At 75.1% G+C, this 16,508-nt stretch carries 11 protein-coding genes; 6 read left to right on the forward strand and 5 right to left on the reverse strand.

Annotated elements, in window-relative coordinates:
* Positions 1-52 precede the first annotated feature (52 nt).
* The 5 genes from ACJ6WD_RS37385 to ACJ6WD_RS37405 all read right to left on the reverse strand — a co-directional run bounded on the left by ACJ6WD_RS37385 (position 53) and on the right by ACJ6WD_RS37405 (position 7,221).
* Entirely contained in the window at positions 53-826 is a 774-nt protein-coding gene (locus ACJ6WD_RS37385; RefSeq protein ID WP_407617479.1) for a uracil-DNA glycosylase, read from the reverse strand.
* A 55-nt stretch (positions 827-881) separates the two neighbouring features.
* Complete coding sequence (locus ACJ6WD_RS37390) at positions 882-2,987, reverse strand: PP2C family protein-serine/threonine phosphatase (protein ID WP_407617480.1); 2,106 nt, start codon at positions 2,985-2,987, stop codon at positions 882-884.
* 78 nt (positions 2,988-3,065) lie between these two features.
* Entirely contained in the window at positions 3,066-4,322 is a 1,257-nt protein-coding gene (locus ACJ6WD_RS37395) for an ATP-grasp domain-containing protein (RefSeq protein WP_407617481.1), read from the reverse strand.
* 35 nt (positions 4,323-4,357) lie between these two features.
* On the reverse strand, positions 4,358-5,596 hold the full coding sequence (locus ACJ6WD_RS37400; protein ID WP_407617482.1) for an MFS transporter: 1,239 nt from the start codon (positions 5,594-5,596) through the stop codon (positions 4,358-4,360).
* A complete protein-coding gene (locus tag ACJ6WD_RS37405; protein WP_407617483.1) occupies positions 5,593-7,221 on the reverse strand; it encodes an AMP-binding protein in 1,629 nt (542 codons plus the stop codon). Before ACJ6WD_RS37405 ends, ACJ6WD_RS37400 begins: the two co-directional genes overlap by 4 nt.
* 280 nt (positions 7,222-7,501) lie before the next feature.
* Between ACJ6WD_RS37405 and ACJ6WD_RS37410 the strand changes: the two genes are divergently transcribed.
* The 6 genes from ACJ6WD_RS37410 (at position 7,502) to ACJ6WD_RS37435 (ending at position 16,489) form a co-directional block, all read left to right on the forward strand.
* Positions 7,502-8,773, forward strand: coding sequence for a condensation domain-containing protein (locus tag ACJ6WD_RS37410; protein WP_407617484.1), 1,272 nt, complete (start codon positions 7,502-7,504; stop codon positions 8,771-8,773).
* Positions 8,774-8,926: 153 nt separating this feature from the next.
* Positions 8,927-11,353 carry an ATP-grasp domain-containing protein gene (locus tag ACJ6WD_RS37415; RefSeq protein WP_407617485.1) on the forward strand — a complete coding sequence of 809 codons (2,427 nt, stop codon included), beginning with the start codon at positions 8,927-8,929 and terminating at the stop codon, positions 11,351-11,353.
* Positions 11,354-11,397: 44 nt separating this feature from the next.
* Positions 11,398-13,077 (forward strand): carbamoyltransferase C-terminal domain-containing protein, encoded by a 1,680-nt coding sequence (locus tag ACJ6WD_RS37420; RefSeq protein WP_407617486.1) that lies wholly within the window; start codon positions 11,398-11,400, stop codon positions 13,075-13,077.
* Entirely contained in the window at positions 13,074-14,414 is a 1,341-nt protein-coding gene (locus tag ACJ6WD_RS37425) for a KamA family radical SAM protein (RefSeq protein ID WP_233660760.1), read from the forward strand. Before ACJ6WD_RS37420 ends, ACJ6WD_RS37425 begins: the two co-directional genes overlap by 4 nt.
* A complete protein-coding gene (locus ACJ6WD_RS37430; protein ID WP_331248125.1) occupies positions 14,411-15,682 on the forward strand; it encodes a pyridoxal phosphate-dependent aminotransferase in 1,272 nt (423 codons plus the stop codon). Before ACJ6WD_RS37425 ends, ACJ6WD_RS37430 begins: the two co-directional genes overlap by 4 nt.
* A 93-nt stretch (positions 15,683-15,775) precedes the next feature.
* Complete coding sequence (locus ACJ6WD_RS37435; RefSeq protein ID WP_233660758.1) at positions 15,776-16,489, forward strand: maleylpyruvate isomerase family mycothiol-dependent enzyme; 714 nt, start codon at positions 15,776-15,778, stop codon at positions 16,487-16,489.
* Positions 16,490-16,508: the final 19 nt, after the last annotated feature.

Consider the following 16,508-nt stretch of genomic DNA (forward strand, 5'->3'; position numbering starts at 1 on the left):
ATGGGCTATTTACCCCATCTGAGGGTACTGGCCCCGGGACGTTCGGCCCGTCTCACAGCCCGGCGAGTTCACGGGCCCGGGCGAGCAGGGTGACCAGCATGTCCGGGGTGAGCCGGCGGGTGAAGGTGTTCCGCTGGCTGGGGTGGTAGCAGCCGAGCACCCGCAGCTCGCCGCGCCGCGGGCCCGCCGCCAGGGTCACCTCCGCACCGTGGCCGAACGCCGGCCGGGGCCGCGGCACCGGCCAGCCCGCCGCGCCGAGCGCCGGCCACAGCGCGTCCCAGCCGAACCCGCCCAGCGCCACCACCACCCGCAGCCCGGGTGCCAGCAGGCAGAGCTCCCGCGCCAACCAGGGACGGCAGGTCGCCCGCTCGGCCCCGGTCGGCCGGTTCTGCGGCGGCGCGCAGCGCACCGGCGCGGTGATCCGCACCCCGTGGAGCGCCAGCCCGTCGTCCCGGTGCGTGGCGGTCGGCTGCGAGGCCAGGCCCACCGCGTGCAACGCCGCGAACAGGAAGTCGCCGGAGGCGTCGCCGGTGAACATCCGGCCGGTGCGGTTGCCGCCGTGCGCGGCCGGGGCCAGGCCCACCACGGCCAGCGCCGCGTCCGGCGGGCCGAACCCCGGCACCGGCCGCGCCCAGTACTCCCAGTCGCGGAACGCCGCCCGCCGCTCCGCCGCCACCCGCTCCCGCCAGGCCACCAGCCGCGGACAGGCCCGGCACCCGACCACCGCGGCGTCCAGCGCCGACACACCCGCGCACCGCGCCGCCTGCTCGGCCGGGTAGCCGCGCTCCTCCGGGCCGGGCGGCTGCCCGCTCGGCTCCCCGTTCATCGGCGGCCCTCCTCTCCGCGTCCCGTCGCGCGCCGCCGCTGCGGGCACGGCCCGTTCACGCGCCGTCGCCCGGACCGCCGCCGGTCGGGGCGAGCAGCAGCAGCGCCACGTCGTCCAGCCGCTCGCGCCGCGCCCCGCGCCGGGTCAGGACGGCGTCGGCGAGGGTGTCGGGGTCCACCTTCAGGTCCGCCTCGGAAAGCTCGGTGGCCAGGTCCGCCACCCCCTCGTCCAGGTCCCGGCCGGGCCGCTCGACCAGCCCGTCGGTGTAGAGCGCGAGCACCGCCCCCGGCGGCACGGCGACGGTGGTGGCGGAGTAGCGGGTGCCGGGCGCCACGCCCAGCAGCATCCCGGGCGGTACCCGCAGCACCTCGGTGCGTCCGTCGGGGTGGCGCAGCACCGGCGGCGGATGGCCGGCGCTGGCCAGGCACGCCTGGTGCGTACGCAGGTCGAGGTGGACGTAGAGGCAGCTGGTGAACAGGTCGGGGTCCAGGTCGCAGAGCAGCCGGTTGGTGCGGTCCAGCACCTCGTCCGGTGCCGCGCCGGCCGAGGCGTGGGCGTGCACCGCGGTGCGGGCCTGGCCCATCAGCGCGGCGGCCGCCGCGTTGTGGCCCTGCACGTCGCCGATCACGGCGGCCACCTGGTGCTCGTCGAGCCGGATCAGGTCGTAGAAGTCGCCGCCGATGTCCATGCCGCGGGTCGACGGCAGGTAGCGGGCGGCGACCGCCAGTCCGGGGACCGGTGGCAGGCGGTGCGGCAGCAGCCCGGCCTGGAGGTCGTGCGCGAGCTGCTGCTTGGTGTCGTAGAGGAACGCCCGGTCCAGCGCCTGGGCCATCAGGCCGGCCAGCGAGGTCAGCACCTGCCGCTCGGACGGGGTGAAGGTCCGCGGGCGGCGGTACGCCAGGACGCAGCAGCCGACCGGGCGGCCGGAGACGATCAGCGGCAGCACCGCCCGGGCCGCCATCCCGGTCAGTTCCGCCAGCCCGGGGAAGAACCGCTCGGTCTCCTCGACGGTGCTGAAGAAGCTCGGCTCGCCGGTGGCCAGGGCGCGCACGGTGGGGCTGTTCGCGGTGCTGAGCGGGATCCCCTCGAACGCCTCCACGGCGGCCTGCGGGTAGCCGCGATGGCCGACGGTGCGCAGCCGGCCCGCGTCCGCGACGTACATCATCATCCCCTGGGCGCCGAAGGCCGGCACGATCTGCTCGGCGAACAGTTCGGTGACGTCCTGGACGCCCACCGCCTCGGTGAGCGCCGCCGCGAGGTGCAGCACGTGGTACATCTGCCCGGCCCGCAGCGGCATGACCTCGGAGGGCCAGCGGGCCTCCGGATCGGGTTGGTCGTCCGCGGCGCTGATCCACACGCTCACCCCGCGGCCGTCGGGGAACAGCCGGAACGCCAGCCACTGCGCCGGGGGACGGCGGGCGGTGAACGACGCCGGGCGACGGCTGATCACCGCGGCCCGGCACCGGTCCTCGAAGACCGGCCCGGCCAACCAGGGCAGCGCCTCCCAGGGCCGGGACCCGAGCAGCCGGGCCGCGCCGGCGCCCAGCAGCCGGGCGGCGCTCCCGCTCAGCATGGTGACCCGCCCCTCCAAGTCCAGCGCGCAGCCGCCGCCGGGCAGTCGCTCCACGTAGTCGACCGCGGCCAGCGCCTGCTCGGGGCCGACGGTGCGGGCCGGCGGCACCGGGACCACCAGCGGCCCGTCGGGTCCGGGGCCCGCGGGCAGCAGCTCGGCCAGCCGCGGGCAGGCGGCCGCGAACGCGGTCCGTTCGGCGTCCGACAGCTCCGGCGCGTGGCCGGCCGGCCAGAGCAGCACCACCGCGCCCCGGCAGTCGGCGCCGTCGTTCAGGGGGGCCGCGCCCAGCGCGAAGTCGTACGGCAGCGTCACCGCGGTCCGGGGGAAGTCCCGGGCCAACTGCTGGTGGCCGGCCGCCCACACCAGGCGCTGCCCGCGCGCCGCGACCGCGACCGGCAGGGGCGCGGCCAGCGCGATCCGCCGCCAGGGGTCCAGCACCGGCGGCGGGATGCCGCTCAGTGCGGTCAGCCGCAGCACCGGGGCGTCCGGCGCCAGCTCGTAGACCATGGCCGACGAGGCCCCGGTCTCGGCCATCGTCCGCAGCAGCTCCCGACCCAGTGGGGCGTCCGCGGCCCCACCGGTCGTCATGGTCCACCTACCCACGGCCGCGGCACAGTGTTGACGTTACGCCGCCGGGCGGTCGGCGGCAGTGCTGCTGGCGGCGCGCTACCAGCGGGTGGCCAGCTCCACGGGGACGGCGGCCAGGGCCGCGTCGGCCGCCGCGTTGGCCTCGGCGGGCGTGGTGGCGCGCACGATGAGGTGGCCGATCCGGGACAGGTTGTCGTCCGGGCCGCCGACGGCGTCGCCGGGCATCTTGGTCAGTGCGGTGGCCACGACGTGGTCGCCGTGCGGGAGCCGCCCGACCCAGTGCAGCGTCCCGGCCCCGGGGGCGGTCAGGAAGCGGATCGCGGCGGCGGCGTGCCGGCGCGGGGTGACGTCGGGGCGTTCGCCCAGGACGGCCTGGAGGTGGGCGCGGGCCATGTCGATGCCGAGGGCTTCGTGCACCAGCCGCATGATGAGGTCGCCGGGCGGGCGGGCCCCCACCTCGATGACCTTCGGCCGGCCGGTCGGTGCCACCTTCACCTCGGTGTGCGCCAGGCCGTGTCGCAGGCCGAGGGCGGTCACCGCACCGGTGGCCGCGGCGCACACCGCGGCCCTGACCTGCGGGGGCAGCGCCGCGGGCACGGTGTGGCCGAGTTCGGCGCGGTGGGTGCCGGCGGTGGTGAACTTCTCGGTGACCGCGAGGTGGTGGACGGTGCCGTCGGCGAGGACCGTCTCCACGCTGAACTCCGGTCCTTCGACGTGCTCCTGGGCGAGCAGGGTGGTGTCCAGGGCGATGCCGTGCGGCAGTTTGTGGCTCTGGGACTGTGCCCGTCGGGCCGCGGCGGGCAGTTCGGCGGCCGAGTGGACCACCGAGACGCCGATCGACGCGGCGTTCTCGGCCGGTTTGACGACCAGCGGGTAGGTCAGGCCGGCGGTTGCGATCCGCCGGGCGAGGGCGTCCGGATCGGGGGCGGTCACGGTCTGCGGGGCCGGGACGCCGTGGGCGGCGAACGCCTCGGCCATCAGCCGCTTGTTGCGGCCGGCCGGCGCCGGCCCGGGGCGGTGGCCGGGCAGGTCGAGCGCGGCGGCCAGCTGGGCGGCGAGCGGGGTGAGGAACTCCCAGCAGGGCACGATCCCGTCGATGCCGGTGGCGCGGCAGAAGCCGGTCAGGTCGTCGAGGGCACGGGCCGGGTCGGCGAAGTCGGTGAAGGCGGTGCCGGTGATCCGGTCCGTCAACTCCGGCCGGTAGTGCGCGTAGAGCTCCTTGTGGGTGGCCACGTAGGCGTCCAGGCCGAGGCCGGCGGCGGCCGCGAGCAGATCGCCGCCGGCGGCGACGTCGGCTTCCAGGAGCAGCACCTTCCTGCGGGGCTTCGTGGGCACGTCCTTCCTTCCTTGTGGGGCGGGCGGCGAGTGGCTCACCGGCGTGCGCGGCGGCGCAGTGCGGGCGCCAGGGCCAGTTGGCCGAAGGCGGCGAGCAGGCTGAGCGCGGCGCAGGTGAGCCAGAGGACGGTGGGGCCGACGACGAGCAGGCGGGTGCCGACGACCGGGGCGATCAGGAAGCCGGTGCCCCAGGCCATGCCGATCAGGCCGTTGTAGCGGCCGCGCAGCGCGGGTGGCGCGAGGTCGGCGACGACGGCCGCGGTGACCGCGAAGACCAGGATCTCGCCGAGCGTCGCGATCGCGACCGCGAGCCCGTAGTGGACGGCGGAGGTGGCGGTGGCGGCGACCGCGTTGCCGGCCGCGGCGACGGCGAAGCCCAGGGCCAGCAACCGGCTCTTGTCCCGGCCGTCCAGCCGGTGGCCGATCAGTGGTTGGGCGGCGAGGACGACGATGCCGTTGACCGCCATCACCGTGCCGTAGGCGCCGCTCGACATGCCGGTGGCCGTCATCGCCAACGGCAGTGTGGCAAAAGCCTGTTGGAAGACCACGGCGTAGAGCACGATGATGCCGGCGAAGGCCACCATCACCCGGTCCCGCAGCACGGTGCCGAAGCCGCCGGTGGACCCTTCGCGGGTGGCCGGTCGGGTCTCGGGGACGGCCAGCCACACCAGCACTCCGAAGGCCGCGCAGGCTCCGGCGTCGAGCCAGAACAGCAGGCCGAAGCCGTGCGCGGCGAGGTAGCCGCCGAGGACCATGGCGATCGAGAAGCCCAGGTTGACGGCCCACAGCAGCAGGCCGTAGGCGCGGGTCCGGTCGGCGGCCGGCACCGCGTCGGCGACCAGTGCCTGGGCGGCCGGCCGGAACAGGTCGAGGGTGATGCCCAGTACGAAGCAGGCCGCGATCAGCACCGGGAGGCTGCGCGCGCTGCCGAGGACGAGCAGGGTCGCGCCGTTCGCCAGCATCCCGCCGGTGAGCGCTGCCCGCCGTCCGAACCGGTCGGCGAGGTAGCCGCCGAGCGGCTGGGAGATCACCGCGCCGGCGCCGCCGACGGCCAGCACCCAGCCGACGGTGGCGACCGGGACGTTCCGGGCGCCGGTGAGGTAGAGGCTCAGGAACGGATTGACCATCGCGCCCAGCCGGTTGACCAGCGAGCCGCCCCACAGGACCCAGAACGCGCCGGGCAGTCCACCGGCCCGCACCCGCACGAAGCTCCGCAGCCGGCCCTCGGTGGCGAGGCCGGCGGTGGTGGGCGCGGGTTCGCCGAGTCCGGTCACCGGGCGCTCCCGACGGGCGCGGCGTCGGCGTCCTCGGTGGCCGCCGTGGCCTGCGCGACCAGCGCGGCGCGATCGACCTTGCCGTGGGCGGTCGTGGGCAGCCGGTCCAGCACCCGGATCTCCTGGGGGACCATGTACGGGGGCAGCGTCTCGGTGCAGAAGGTCCACAGGTCGCCGGTGTCGGCGGGGGAGTGGCCGGCGGCGAGGGTGACGAAGGCGGCCAGTTGGGTGCCGCCACCGGGCAGCGGCAACGGCAGGGCGGTGGCCGCGGTGACGCCGGGGTGTTCGGTCAACCGCCTTTCCACCTCGCCGAGTTCGACGCGGTTGCCGTTGATCTGCACCTGGGAGTCGATCCGGCCGGCGAAGCGGTAGCCGCCGTCCGGGCCGCGCAGCGCCAGGTCCCCGGAGCGCAGCACGTACTGGCCGGATTCCGGGCACAGCGGGTCGGGGACCAGCGTGGCGCGGGTGGCCTCCGGGTCGCCCCAGTAGCCGGAGAAGAGGGCGGGGCTGCGCAGGTGGATCTCGCCGACCACGTCGGGCTCGTCCACGATCCGGCCGTCGGCGTCGACCAGCAGGATTTCGGCGCCCGGGTGGGCGGTGCCGATGGAGAGCCGTTCGACCTGCTCCGGGAGCGGGTTGGGGACGTCCTCGAAGGAGCAGGCCATGGACTCGGTGGCGCCGTAGCAGTTGACGATCCGGGCGGTCGGCAACAGCTCCTGGAGGCGCCGGAGTTCGAGCAGTGGGAACTCCTCGCCGCAGAAGAGGACCCCGCGCAGCCCGGTCAGTGCGGCCAGCCGCTTGGGTTCGTGGCGCAGCACCTGGCGCCAGATGGAGGGGACGCCGTTGACCTGGGTGGCGCCGGTCTCCCGCAGGATGCGCAGCAAGTGCCTTGGCCAGCGGACCAGTTGGGGTGCGACGGGGATGACGGCGGCGCCGCTGCCCAGGGCCAGTCCGATGTTGAGCAGCGAGAAGTCGAACTGGAGCGGTGAGGTGCTGGCGATGCGGTCGCCGGGGCCGGCGATCCGGTGCGCCAGCATGCCGCGGTAGAACGCGACCACCGCGCGGTGGCTCATCACCACGCCCTTGGGGCGTCCCGTGGTGCCGGAGGTGAAGATGATGTACGCCGGGTCGGTGGGGCAGGGCGTGCGGCGGCGGGGCGGGCGGTGCGCGGGGGCCCGTTCGACGGTCAGGCCGTCGCGGTCGAAGCGTGCGGTCCCGACCGGCTGCGGCACGTCCGTCCGGCTGCCGTTCGCCGCCTGGAGGTGCAGGGCGGGGCGCACGGTGTCGATGAGGGTCTCCAGGCGCTGCTGCGGGGTCTGCGGGCTCACCGGGACGAAGGTGAGGCCCGCTTGCGAGCAGGCGAGGAGCATCGCGAGGGCCGGGGCGCTGGTGTCCGCCTCCAGGATCACCCGGGCGCCGGGTTCGAGCTCCAGCGCCCCCAGGGCCGCTGCCAACGCGTCGGTGCGGGCGCGGAGTTCGGCGTAACTGGTGACGGTGGTCCGGCCGGCTTCGGGCGATTCGACGACGGCGGGGGCGTCGGGGGAGTGCCGTGCCGGGTCGAGCAGGAAGGAGTGCAGGAAGTCCGGGCGGAGGTCGGCGGCGGTCGGGTGCGGCTGCTGACTCACGTTGCTGAATCCCCCTGTGGCGTTCACACACGATGGTTCGGAGCAAAGGCGGGGCAGATCACGGGATATGGGTCGAAAAACTGCCACCGTGTTCCGATATTTGGAAAGATGATTCCGGGAAGTGGCATTCAGGCTCTCATGGCTTTCCGAGCGCCGGCGTGTGAGGTGGATCACTCCACGAGTTGGATCACTTCTTGCCACGTTCGGCGGATTGTGGCAGCGTCGTGCTCTGCATGGAACTCATCTTCCGTATCACGGAAATGCGACATGGGGGATCTGTATGTCCGAGGCAGGGCCACTGTCGCTGGGTCAGCTCTCGGTGTGGCACGACATCCGAGACCTCCCGGCGGCCCGGTGGCACGAACCGAACAACGCCGCCGCCTGGCCCCTGCCACCCGGCACCACCGCCGCGCGGGCCCGCACCGCGCTGCGCACCGTCGTCGCCAGGCACCCGTCCCTGCGCACCCGCTACGACGTCCACGACCCGGCGGCGCCACGGCAGTTGGCGCCCGACGCGGACTTCGACGACGCGCTGCCGACGCTCGACGCCGCACCCACCGACCACCGCGAGGCGGCGGGACCCGACGAACTCGCCGCCCGCCTGGCCGGCGAACCCTTCGACCTGGGGCGTCACCACGGCTGGCGCGCCCGCCTGTTGACGCGCCACGGGGACCCGTCCCACCTGCTGTTCGTCAAGCACCACATCGCCGCCGACGCCTGGGCCCAGGAACTGCTGCACCGCGAGTTCCGCCAGGCACTCGCCGACCCCGACGGGCTCGGCCCCACCCCGCCCGGACCCGCCGACCTGGCCGCCGCCCAGCACGACCCCGCCGGACTCCGCCGACAGGCCGCGGCGCTCGACCACTGGGCCCAACTCCTGGACGGCGCACCGTCGGTGGCCCTGCCCCGCACGCCCGGCGCCGAGGGCGGCACCGTCCAGGCCACCCTGCGCTCCGCCGCCGGCCGCCCGGCCGCACACGCGGTCGCCGAACGCGCCCGGGTCTCCGTCGCCAGCGTCGTCCTGGCCGCCTACGTCCACACCGTGGCCGACCTGTGCGACGCCGACACCCTGTTGGTGCAGCTGATGAGCGCCAACCGCTTCGGCGGCCGCTGGAAGGACCTGGTCACCTCCATGAACCAGTGGGTGCCGGCACTGGTCGAACGGGCCCGCACCGCCGACCTGGTCGCCCTCGCCGACGCCGTCCACTGGAGCTCCCTCGCCGCCTTCCGGCACGGCATGCACGACGTCACCGCCGTCGCCGCACTGCGCGAACGGACGCCGCACGCCGCCGAACCGGCCTGCGCCTTCAACTACGTCGCCCTGCCCGACAGTTCGCCGCTCGACCCGCTCCCGATCCCGGCCTCCGCCGAGGAACCGGTGCTGACCTGGGAAGAGCCCTTCACCACCATCGGCCCGCGATGTTACGCCCGCGCCCTGGAGAGCGACCGCGACCTGACCGTCCGGCTCACCGTCAAGGACCTCGGCCGAGACCGCTGCGCCGCCCTGCTCACCGGCATGCACACCACCCTGCTGGCCGCCGCCGCGGCCTGACCGGCCGCCCGCCCACACCGACGGGGCACCCGGCCCGACGCCGGCCCCGACACCTCACCCGTGCGCAGAGGGAGCCGTCTCCCCTGCCGCCACCGGTGTCCGGCCTGCCCGCCGCCGCCCCGAACCGCGCCCCCCTCGCCCCAGGAGCCCCCGGTGCACCACGTGCTCGTCATCCACCGCTGGACCGACCGCTACGCCGACTACGCCGCCTACCTCGACCACACCACGCACCGCGTCAGCTACGTCACCACCGAGCGGGCCGCCCGACACCTCCCCGTCGAACACGCCGCCGGCGTACGGCTGGTGGACAGCACCGAGGACGTCAAGGCGGTCCGTGAGGCGATCGACGCCCTGGTCGAGAAGTCCGGCCCGGTGACCCGGATCGTCGCGCTCCAGGAGACCGACCTCGACCTGGCCGCCGACCTCCGCGACGCCCTCGACCTGCCCGGCCAACGCGGCGCCGACCTCGAACCGCTCCGCGACAAACTCCTGATGGCCGAGCGACTGGCCGCCGCCGACGTCCCCGTACCGCCGACCGCCGACGCCCCCGACCACGCCGCGGTCACCGACTTCGCCGCCCGCCACGGCTGGCCGGTACTGGTCAAACCGCGCCGCGGCACCGCCAGCGCCGGCATCACCCGCCTGGACTCCCCGGCCGAACTGGCCGACTACGCCTTCCCCCGGGACGGCGCGATGCTGGTCCAACCCTGGCTGCCCGACGAAGTCCTGCACGTGGACGGCGTGTTCACCGGCGACGGCCTCGGCCCCTGGCGGGCCGCCCGCTACCTGACGACCTGCCTGGAGTTCACCACCGGCACCGCCCTGGCCTCCGTCGAGATCGACGACCCCGACCTCCTCGACCGCATCGCCGAGATCACCACCGCCACCACCCGCGCCCTCTTCTCCGGGCCCGCCGTCTTCCACCTGGAGCTCTTCCGCGGCGACCACGGCGCACTGACCGTCCTGGAGATCGGCTCCCGGCCCGGCGGCGCCGAAGTCCCCTTCGTCTGGCGGGAGGTGCACGGCATCGACCTGATGGCGGTGGCCTGCGCCCACCAGGTCGGCACCGAGCCGCCGCCGCTGCCGACCGCTCCCCCGACCGAGGTCGCGGGCTGGCTGCTCGTCCCGCCGTCCGCCCCCCTGCCCTGCCGGGTCCGCACCCCGCCGGCCACCCAGCCGGACGGGCCGTACGCACAGGTCGCGCCGGAGGCCGGGGCGTTGCTCACCGGCGGCGGGTACGAGCACGCCGGGGCCCGGTTCCGCTACCGCGGCGCCAGCAGCGCGGAGGTGGCCGCCGCGGTCCGCCGCACCATGCGCGACGCCGTCCTGGACTGCACCCCCCTCGACCCCGCCGCCCCGCCCCGGCTCGTCGTCATCGGCTGCGGCAACCCGCCCTACCGCGAATACGCCCTGCACACCCTCGCCGGGCACCTGAGCACCGCACTGGTCCAACCCGCCGAGATCGACTGGCAACGGCGCTACGTCGCCGACCGCTTCGTCGCCGCCGACACCACCGACCCCACCGCCACCACCCGTGCCGCCGCCGCGCTGCTCGCCGACCACCCCGGCCCCGGTGCCGTCCTCACCTGGGACGAGGCGCTGCTGGAAACCACCGCCGAAGTCGCCCGCCGACTGCACCTGCCGCACATGAGCCCCGAGGCCGTCCGCCGCTGCCGCGACAAGCTGACCACCCGGCGGCTGCTGGAGCGCGCCGGCGTGCCCTCCGCCCGCTTCCGGCACGTCCACACCGCGGACCAGGCACGCGCCGCCGCCGACGAACTGGGCCCGCAGGTCGTGGTCAAACCCCGCGACCTGGCCGGCAGCATCGGCGTCAGCCTCGCGGACGGCCCCACCGAGGCCGCCCGCGCCTACGCCCGGGCGGTCGGCGCCGCCTTCCCCGGGCTGGGCGCACTGGACGGGGCGATCGTGGAGGAGTACCTGTCCGGACCGGAGATCAGCGTGGACTGCGCGGTCGCCGGCGACACCGTCCACGTCGTCAACGTCGCCCGCAAACGGCTCGGCTTCGCCCCGCACTTCGAGGAGACCGGCCACCTGGTCGCCCCCTGGCGCCACGAACCCTGGGCCGACGAGGTCCGCGCGGTGGTCACCGACGCCCACACCGCCCTCGGCATCCGCACCGGCCTCACCCACACCGAACTCCGCCTCACCCCCACCGGCCCCCGCATCGTGGAGGTCAACGGCCGCCTCGGCGGCGACTTCATCCCGCTGCTCGGCACCCTCGCCACCGGCCTGGACCCGGTCGTCACCGCCGCCGACCTCGCCCTCGGCCGGACCCCCGACCTCCACCCCACCCACGACCGCTGCGCCGAAGTCCGCTTCCTCTACCCCGAACGGGACGGCACCGTCGCCTCGTTGGACGTCACCGCCGCCGCTGCCGAGCCCGGCATCGAACGCGCCGTCCCGCTCGCCACGCCCGGCACCCGCCTCCTGCTGCCGCCGCGCGGCATCGTCCCCCGCCTGGCCGCCCTGCTGGCCACCGGCGAGACGCCCGACGAGTGCGCGGCCGCCCTCGACCGCGCCCAGCGCGCCGTGCGGCACTCCCTCACCCCCCTCCGGTGACCCGGGCCCACCCGGACACCGACCGACGAAGAGAGACACCCGACATGTGGATCCTTGGCGTCAACGCCCCGCCTACCGGCTGGCACGACAGCGCCGCCTGCCTCATCGACGAACACGGCCAGATCGTCGCCTTCTCCGAGGAGGAGCGCCTCAACCGCCACCGCCACTCCCTCTACCGCAAGCCCTTCAGCGCCGCCCGCTTCGTCCTCCACCAGGCCGGCCTCACCCCCGCCGACATCGACGTGGTCGCCCTCGGCTGGGACAGCGAACAGCTCTACCCGCGCCGCTTCGCCACCGACGCCGAGTTCCTCGCCTACGCGGTCGGCCTCGACTTCGGCCCCCACACCCCCGAGGTGGTCCGCGTCCCGCACCACCAGGCGCACGCCGCCTCCTCGTTCTACGCCTCGCCGTTCCGCAAGGCCGGCGTCCTGGTCGTCGACGGCCACGGCGAGAACGAGTCCTCCACCATCTGGACCTACGAGGACGGCGCCGCCCCCCGCCTGGAGCGCACCTGGCAGCGCACCGCCTCCCTCGGCTACGCCTACGACGCCGCCTCCACCTGGCTCGGCTTCTCCTTCCTCAACGCCGGCAAGACCATGGGCCTGGCCGCCTACGGCCGCGCCGCCGGTCTGGAGACCGAACCCCTCGTCGAGATCGCCGCCGACGACTTCCGCCTGGCCGTCGCCCCGCTCCACGAGAACCACGGCACCGCCACCGCCGACGAGATCAAGGAGCAGTACGACACCGTCGTCGGCCGGTGGCGGGAGCACTACGCCCGCATCGCCGGCACCGACGGCCCCGACGCCCCCGAGGAACGCCTCGCCGACGACCCCAAGGCCGTCCTCGTCGCCTACACCGCCCAGCGCATCATCGAGGAGTCCGTCCGCCACCTCGCCGCGCTCACCCGCAAGGCCGCCGGCGTCGACGAGCTCTGCCTCAGCGGCGGCGTCGCCCTCAACTGCAGCACCAACGGCACCCTGCCCGGCCCGCTCTACGTCCCGCCGGTACCGCACGACGCCGGCGTGGCGCTCGGCGCCGCCTGGACCGTCCGCCCGCCCCGCCGGCACACCACCGCGCTCAGCCCCTACCAGGGCACCGACGTGCACGGCCCCGACTACGCCGGCCGCGAGGCGGCGCTGGACACCTCCGACCTCCTCCGCACCGACCTCGACACCGACGCCCTCACCGCCCTGCTCCTGGACGGGCAGATCGGCGCGGTCGCGCAGGGCCGCGCCGAGGTCGGGCCGCGCGCCCTGTGCCGCCGCTCGATCATCGCGGTGCCGAACACCGCCGACGTCAACACCCGGGTCAACACCGTCAAGAACCGCGAACAGTGGCGCCCCTTCGCCGGCGTCACCCGACGCGACTACGGCGAGCGACTCTGGGAACAGCAGGAGCACCTGAGCCGGTACATGCTCGGCGCCGCCAAGGCCACCGAACTCGGCCGGCAGGTCGCCCCCGGCGTTGTCCACGTCGACGGCACGACCCGCCCGCAGGTGCTGCACGGCGACGAAGCACCGGCCGTCGGCGCCGTCCTCGACGCCCTCGACCGACACGGCGCACCGCCGGTGCTGCTCAACACCTCCTTCAACGACAAGGGCGAACCCATCGTCAACACCGCCGCCGACGCGCTGACCGCCTTCCGCGCCATGGACCTCGACTTCCTGGTGCTCGGCGACGACCTCTACCGCAAGCAGGACCGGACCGGGGGTGCCCGCCGATGACGGCCGGTGCCCCGGAAACCACCCGCTTTCGCGCGTACGGGCCCCGCCACATCGACACCATCGCCGACCGCCACGGGCTGCCCGACGAGGTGCGGGAGACCGTCCGCCGGATCTCCCTGGTCCTGCCGTTCCGCGTCAACTCCTACGTCCTGGACCAGCTGATCGACTGGGACGACGTGCCCGGCGACCCGATGTTCCAGCTGACCTTCCCGCAGCGCGGCATGCTCACCGGCGACGACGAGGACCGGCTCGGCAAGCTCTCCGCCGACCCGGCCGACCGGCTGCTGCTGCGCGAGGCCGTCCAGGAGATCCGCGGCCGGCTCAACCCGCACCCCTCGGGCCAACAGCAACTCAACGTCCCCCTCCAGGACGGCGACCCGGTCCCCGGCCTCCAGCACAAGTACCGCGAGACCGTGCTGTACTTCCCCGGCCAGGGACAGACCTGCCACGCGTACTGCACCTACTGCTTCCGCTGGGCGCAGTTCATCGGCGACGCCGACCTGCGGTTCGCCGCGCCCGACCCGGGCGGTCTGCTCGACCACCTCCGCGCGCACCCCGAGGTCCACGACGTGCTGGTCACCGGCGGCGACCCGATGGTGATGTCCACCGACCGGCTGCGCACCCACCTGGAGCCGCTGCTGGACGTGGAGACGGTCCGCACCGTCCGGATCGGCACCAAGTCCGTCGCCTACTGGCCCCAGCGCTTCGTCACCGACGCCGACGCCGACGACGCGCTCCGCCTCTTCGAGCAGGTGGTGGACTCCGGTCGACAGCTCGCGGTGATGGCCCACTTCAGCCACCCGCGGGAACTGGCGACGGACCTGTCCCAACAGGCGATCCGCCGCATCCGCGCCACCGGCGCCGTCGTCTACTGCCAGGCCCCGCTGATCGCCCACGTCAACGACGACGCCGAGACGTGGAGCCGGCTGTGGCGCGCCGAACTCGCGGCCGGCGCCGTCCCCTACTACCAGTTCGTCGAGCGGGACACCGGTCCGCACGAGTACTTCAAGGTGCCGTTGGCCCGCGCCGCGGAGATCTTCGCCGACGCCTACCGCACCCTGCCCGGCCTCGCCCGCACGGTCCGCGGTCCGGTCATGTCGGCCACCCCGGGCAAGGTCGTGGTGGACGGGGTGGAGGAGACCCCCGAGGGGGCGTTCTTCCGGCTGCGGATGCTCCAGGCGCGGCAACCGTCCCTGGTCGGCCGGCCTTTCCGGGCCCGCTACTCGGCCACCGCCGCCTGGCTCGACGAACTGGAGCTGGACCCCGCCACCCCCGCCGACCTCGCGGCGGCCGTCCGCGGCGGGACCACGTCCCGCACCGAAGGGAGCCCGGCATGACCCCCGCCCACCCCAGCGCCCCCGCGCCCTCGCCGAACCTCGCGCTGAACCAACTGGTCGACCGGCGCCGGGCCCGCGGCGAGTCCCTGGTGCACCTGGCGTTCGGCGAGGCCCGCCTGCCGGTCCTGCCGCAGCTCGCGGCAACGTTGGCGGCCGGTGCGAGCCGCGCCGCCTACGGACCGGTGGCCGGCGCCGAGGACGTCCGCACCGAGGTGGCCGGTTACTTCACCCGCCGCCGGCAGCCCACCACCGCCGACCAGGTGGTGGTCGCCCCCGGCAGCAAGCCGCTGCTGATGGCCCTGCAACTGACCGTGCCCGGCGACGTGTTGCTGCCCAGTCCGGCCTGGAACACCTACGCGCCCCAAGCCCGCTACGCCGGCAAACGGGTCTACGGCGTGCCGGTCCCCGCGGAGTGCGGCGGCGTCCCGGCGCCCGACGCGCTGCGCACCGTCCTGCGCGAGGCCCGCGCCGCCGGCGGCGATCCGCGCCTGCTGATCCTCACCCTCCCCGACAACCCCACCGGCACCCTCGCCCCGCCCGCGCTGGTCCGCGAACTCGGCGCACTGGCACGGGAGGAGGACCTGGTGGTCGTCGCCGACGAGATCTACCGCGACATCGTCCACGACCCCGACCGCACCCCCTTCCTCAGCCCGGCCGAGGTGGCGCCCGAACGCACCGTGGTCACCAGCGGCCTGTCCAAGACCCTCGGCCTGGGCGGCTGGCGGATCGGCGTGGCGCGGTTCCCGGCCGGCGACACCGGGGAGCGGCTGCGCGACGGCGTGATCGCCGTCGCCAGCGAACTGTGGTCCACGCTCGCCGGCCCGATGCAGCACGTCGCCGCGTACGCCTACGCCGAGCCGCCGGAGATCACCGACCGGGTGCGGGCCGCGGCCCGGCTGCACGGCGCGGTGGCCCGGGCCGTGCACCGGATCGCGGTCGACGCCGGCGCCGCGTGCCGCCCGCCCACCGCCGGCTTCTACGTGTACCCGGACTTCGAGCCGCTGCGCGCCCGCCTGGCGGCCCGCGGCATCACCGACTCGGCGTCCCTGGCCGGCGCCCTCCTCGACGGGTCCGGCCTCGTCGTCCTCGGTGGCCACCTGCTCGGCGACGACCCGAAGGCGCTCCGCTTCAAGGCCGCCACCAGCCTCCTCTACGGCGACGAGGAGCAGCAGGCGGCGGCGCTGGCGGCCGACGACCCCACCCGACTGCCGCACATCGCCGGTGAACTCGACCGGATCGCGAAGGGGTTCGCCCGGCTCCTCGACTAGCCACGCCCTGCCCCGTTGCCGACCCGGCCGCCCGGACCCGGCGCCCGGCCGGACCGCCGGACCGGGAGCGCACCACCGAAAGGGAACCGCACCATGAAGGAAATACCCCCCACCCCGGAGTCCTTCCGGGAGCTCGCGGCCGCCGCCGACCGGCTGCTGACCGGCCTGGCCGACCTCACCGACGCGGACGTCCCGGCCCCGTCCGCGCTCACCGGCTGGACCCGCGGCCACGTCCTGAGCCACCTGGCCCGCCAGGCACCGGCCCTGGAGCGCCTCTTGACCTGGGCCCGCACCGGCGTGGAGACCCTCCAGTACCCCGACCGCGCCACCCGCGACGCGGAGATCGAGGCCGGCGCCCACCGCTCCGCCGCCGCGCTGGTCGCGGACGTGCGGGAGACCGCGGCCCACTTCCAGCGCAGCGCCGAGGAACTTCCGGAACCCGCCTGGCAGGCCACCGTCCGGCCGTTCACCGGCGAACTCTGCACCCCGCAGAGGGTGTTGGTGATCCGCCTGCGGGAACTCGAACTCCACCACGTGGACCTGGACCTCGGCTACCGCGTCGCGGACATCCCCGCCGGCGCCCGCGACGTCATCCTCGCCGACGTCCTCGGCTACTACGCCCAGGCGGCGGACGTCCCGCCGTTCACCCTGCGCGACGACGGGGGAGCGGAGCTGGCCCGCTACGGCACCGGCGGCCCGGTTGTCTCCGGCAGCCCCGCCGACGCCCTCGCCTGGCTGTCCGGCCGGTCCACCGGCACCGGGCTGCACACCACCACCACGCTGCCCGTCCTGCCGCGGTGGCTGTGACCGAAGGAAGGGGAACGGA

Source organism: Streptomyces sp. VTCC 41912 (assembly GCF_045799175.1).
Classification (GTDB): Bacteria; Actinomycetota; Actinomycetes; order Streptomycetales; family Streptomycetaceae; genus Streptomyces; species Streptomyces albulus_C.

Bases quoted from the DNA above. Each gene is read 5' to 3' on its own strand.
- ACJ6WD_RS37420 (WP_407617486.1), top strand. From the start codon at position 11,398: ATGTGGATCCTTGGCGTCAACGCCCCGCCTACCGGCTGGCACGACAGC.
- ACJ6WD_RS37430 (WP_331248125.1), top strand. From the start codon at position 14,411: ATGACCCCCGCCCACCCCAGCGCCCCCGCGCCCTCGCCGAACCTCGCG.
- ACJ6WD_RS37385 (WP_407617479.1), bottom strand. From the start codon at position 826: ATGAACGGGGAGCCGAGCGGGCAGCCGCCCGGCCCGGAGGAGCGCGGC.
- ACJ6WD_RS37390 (WP_407617480.1), bottom strand. From the start codon at position 2,987: ATGACGACCGGTGGGGCCGCGGACGCCCCACTGGGTCGGGAGCTGCTG.
- ACJ6WD_RS37410 (WP_407617484.1), top strand. From the start codon at position 7,502: ATGTCCGAGGCAGGGCCACTGTCGCTGGGTCAGCTCTCGGTGTGGCAC.
- ACJ6WD_RS37435 (WP_233660758.1), top strand. From the start codon at position 15,776: ATGAAGGAAATACCCCCCACCCCGGAGTCCTTCCGGGAGCTCGCGGCC.
- ACJ6WD_RS37425 (WP_233660760.1), top strand. From the start codon at position 13,074: ATGACGGCCGGTGCCCCGGAAACCACCCGCTTTCGCGCGTACGGGCCC.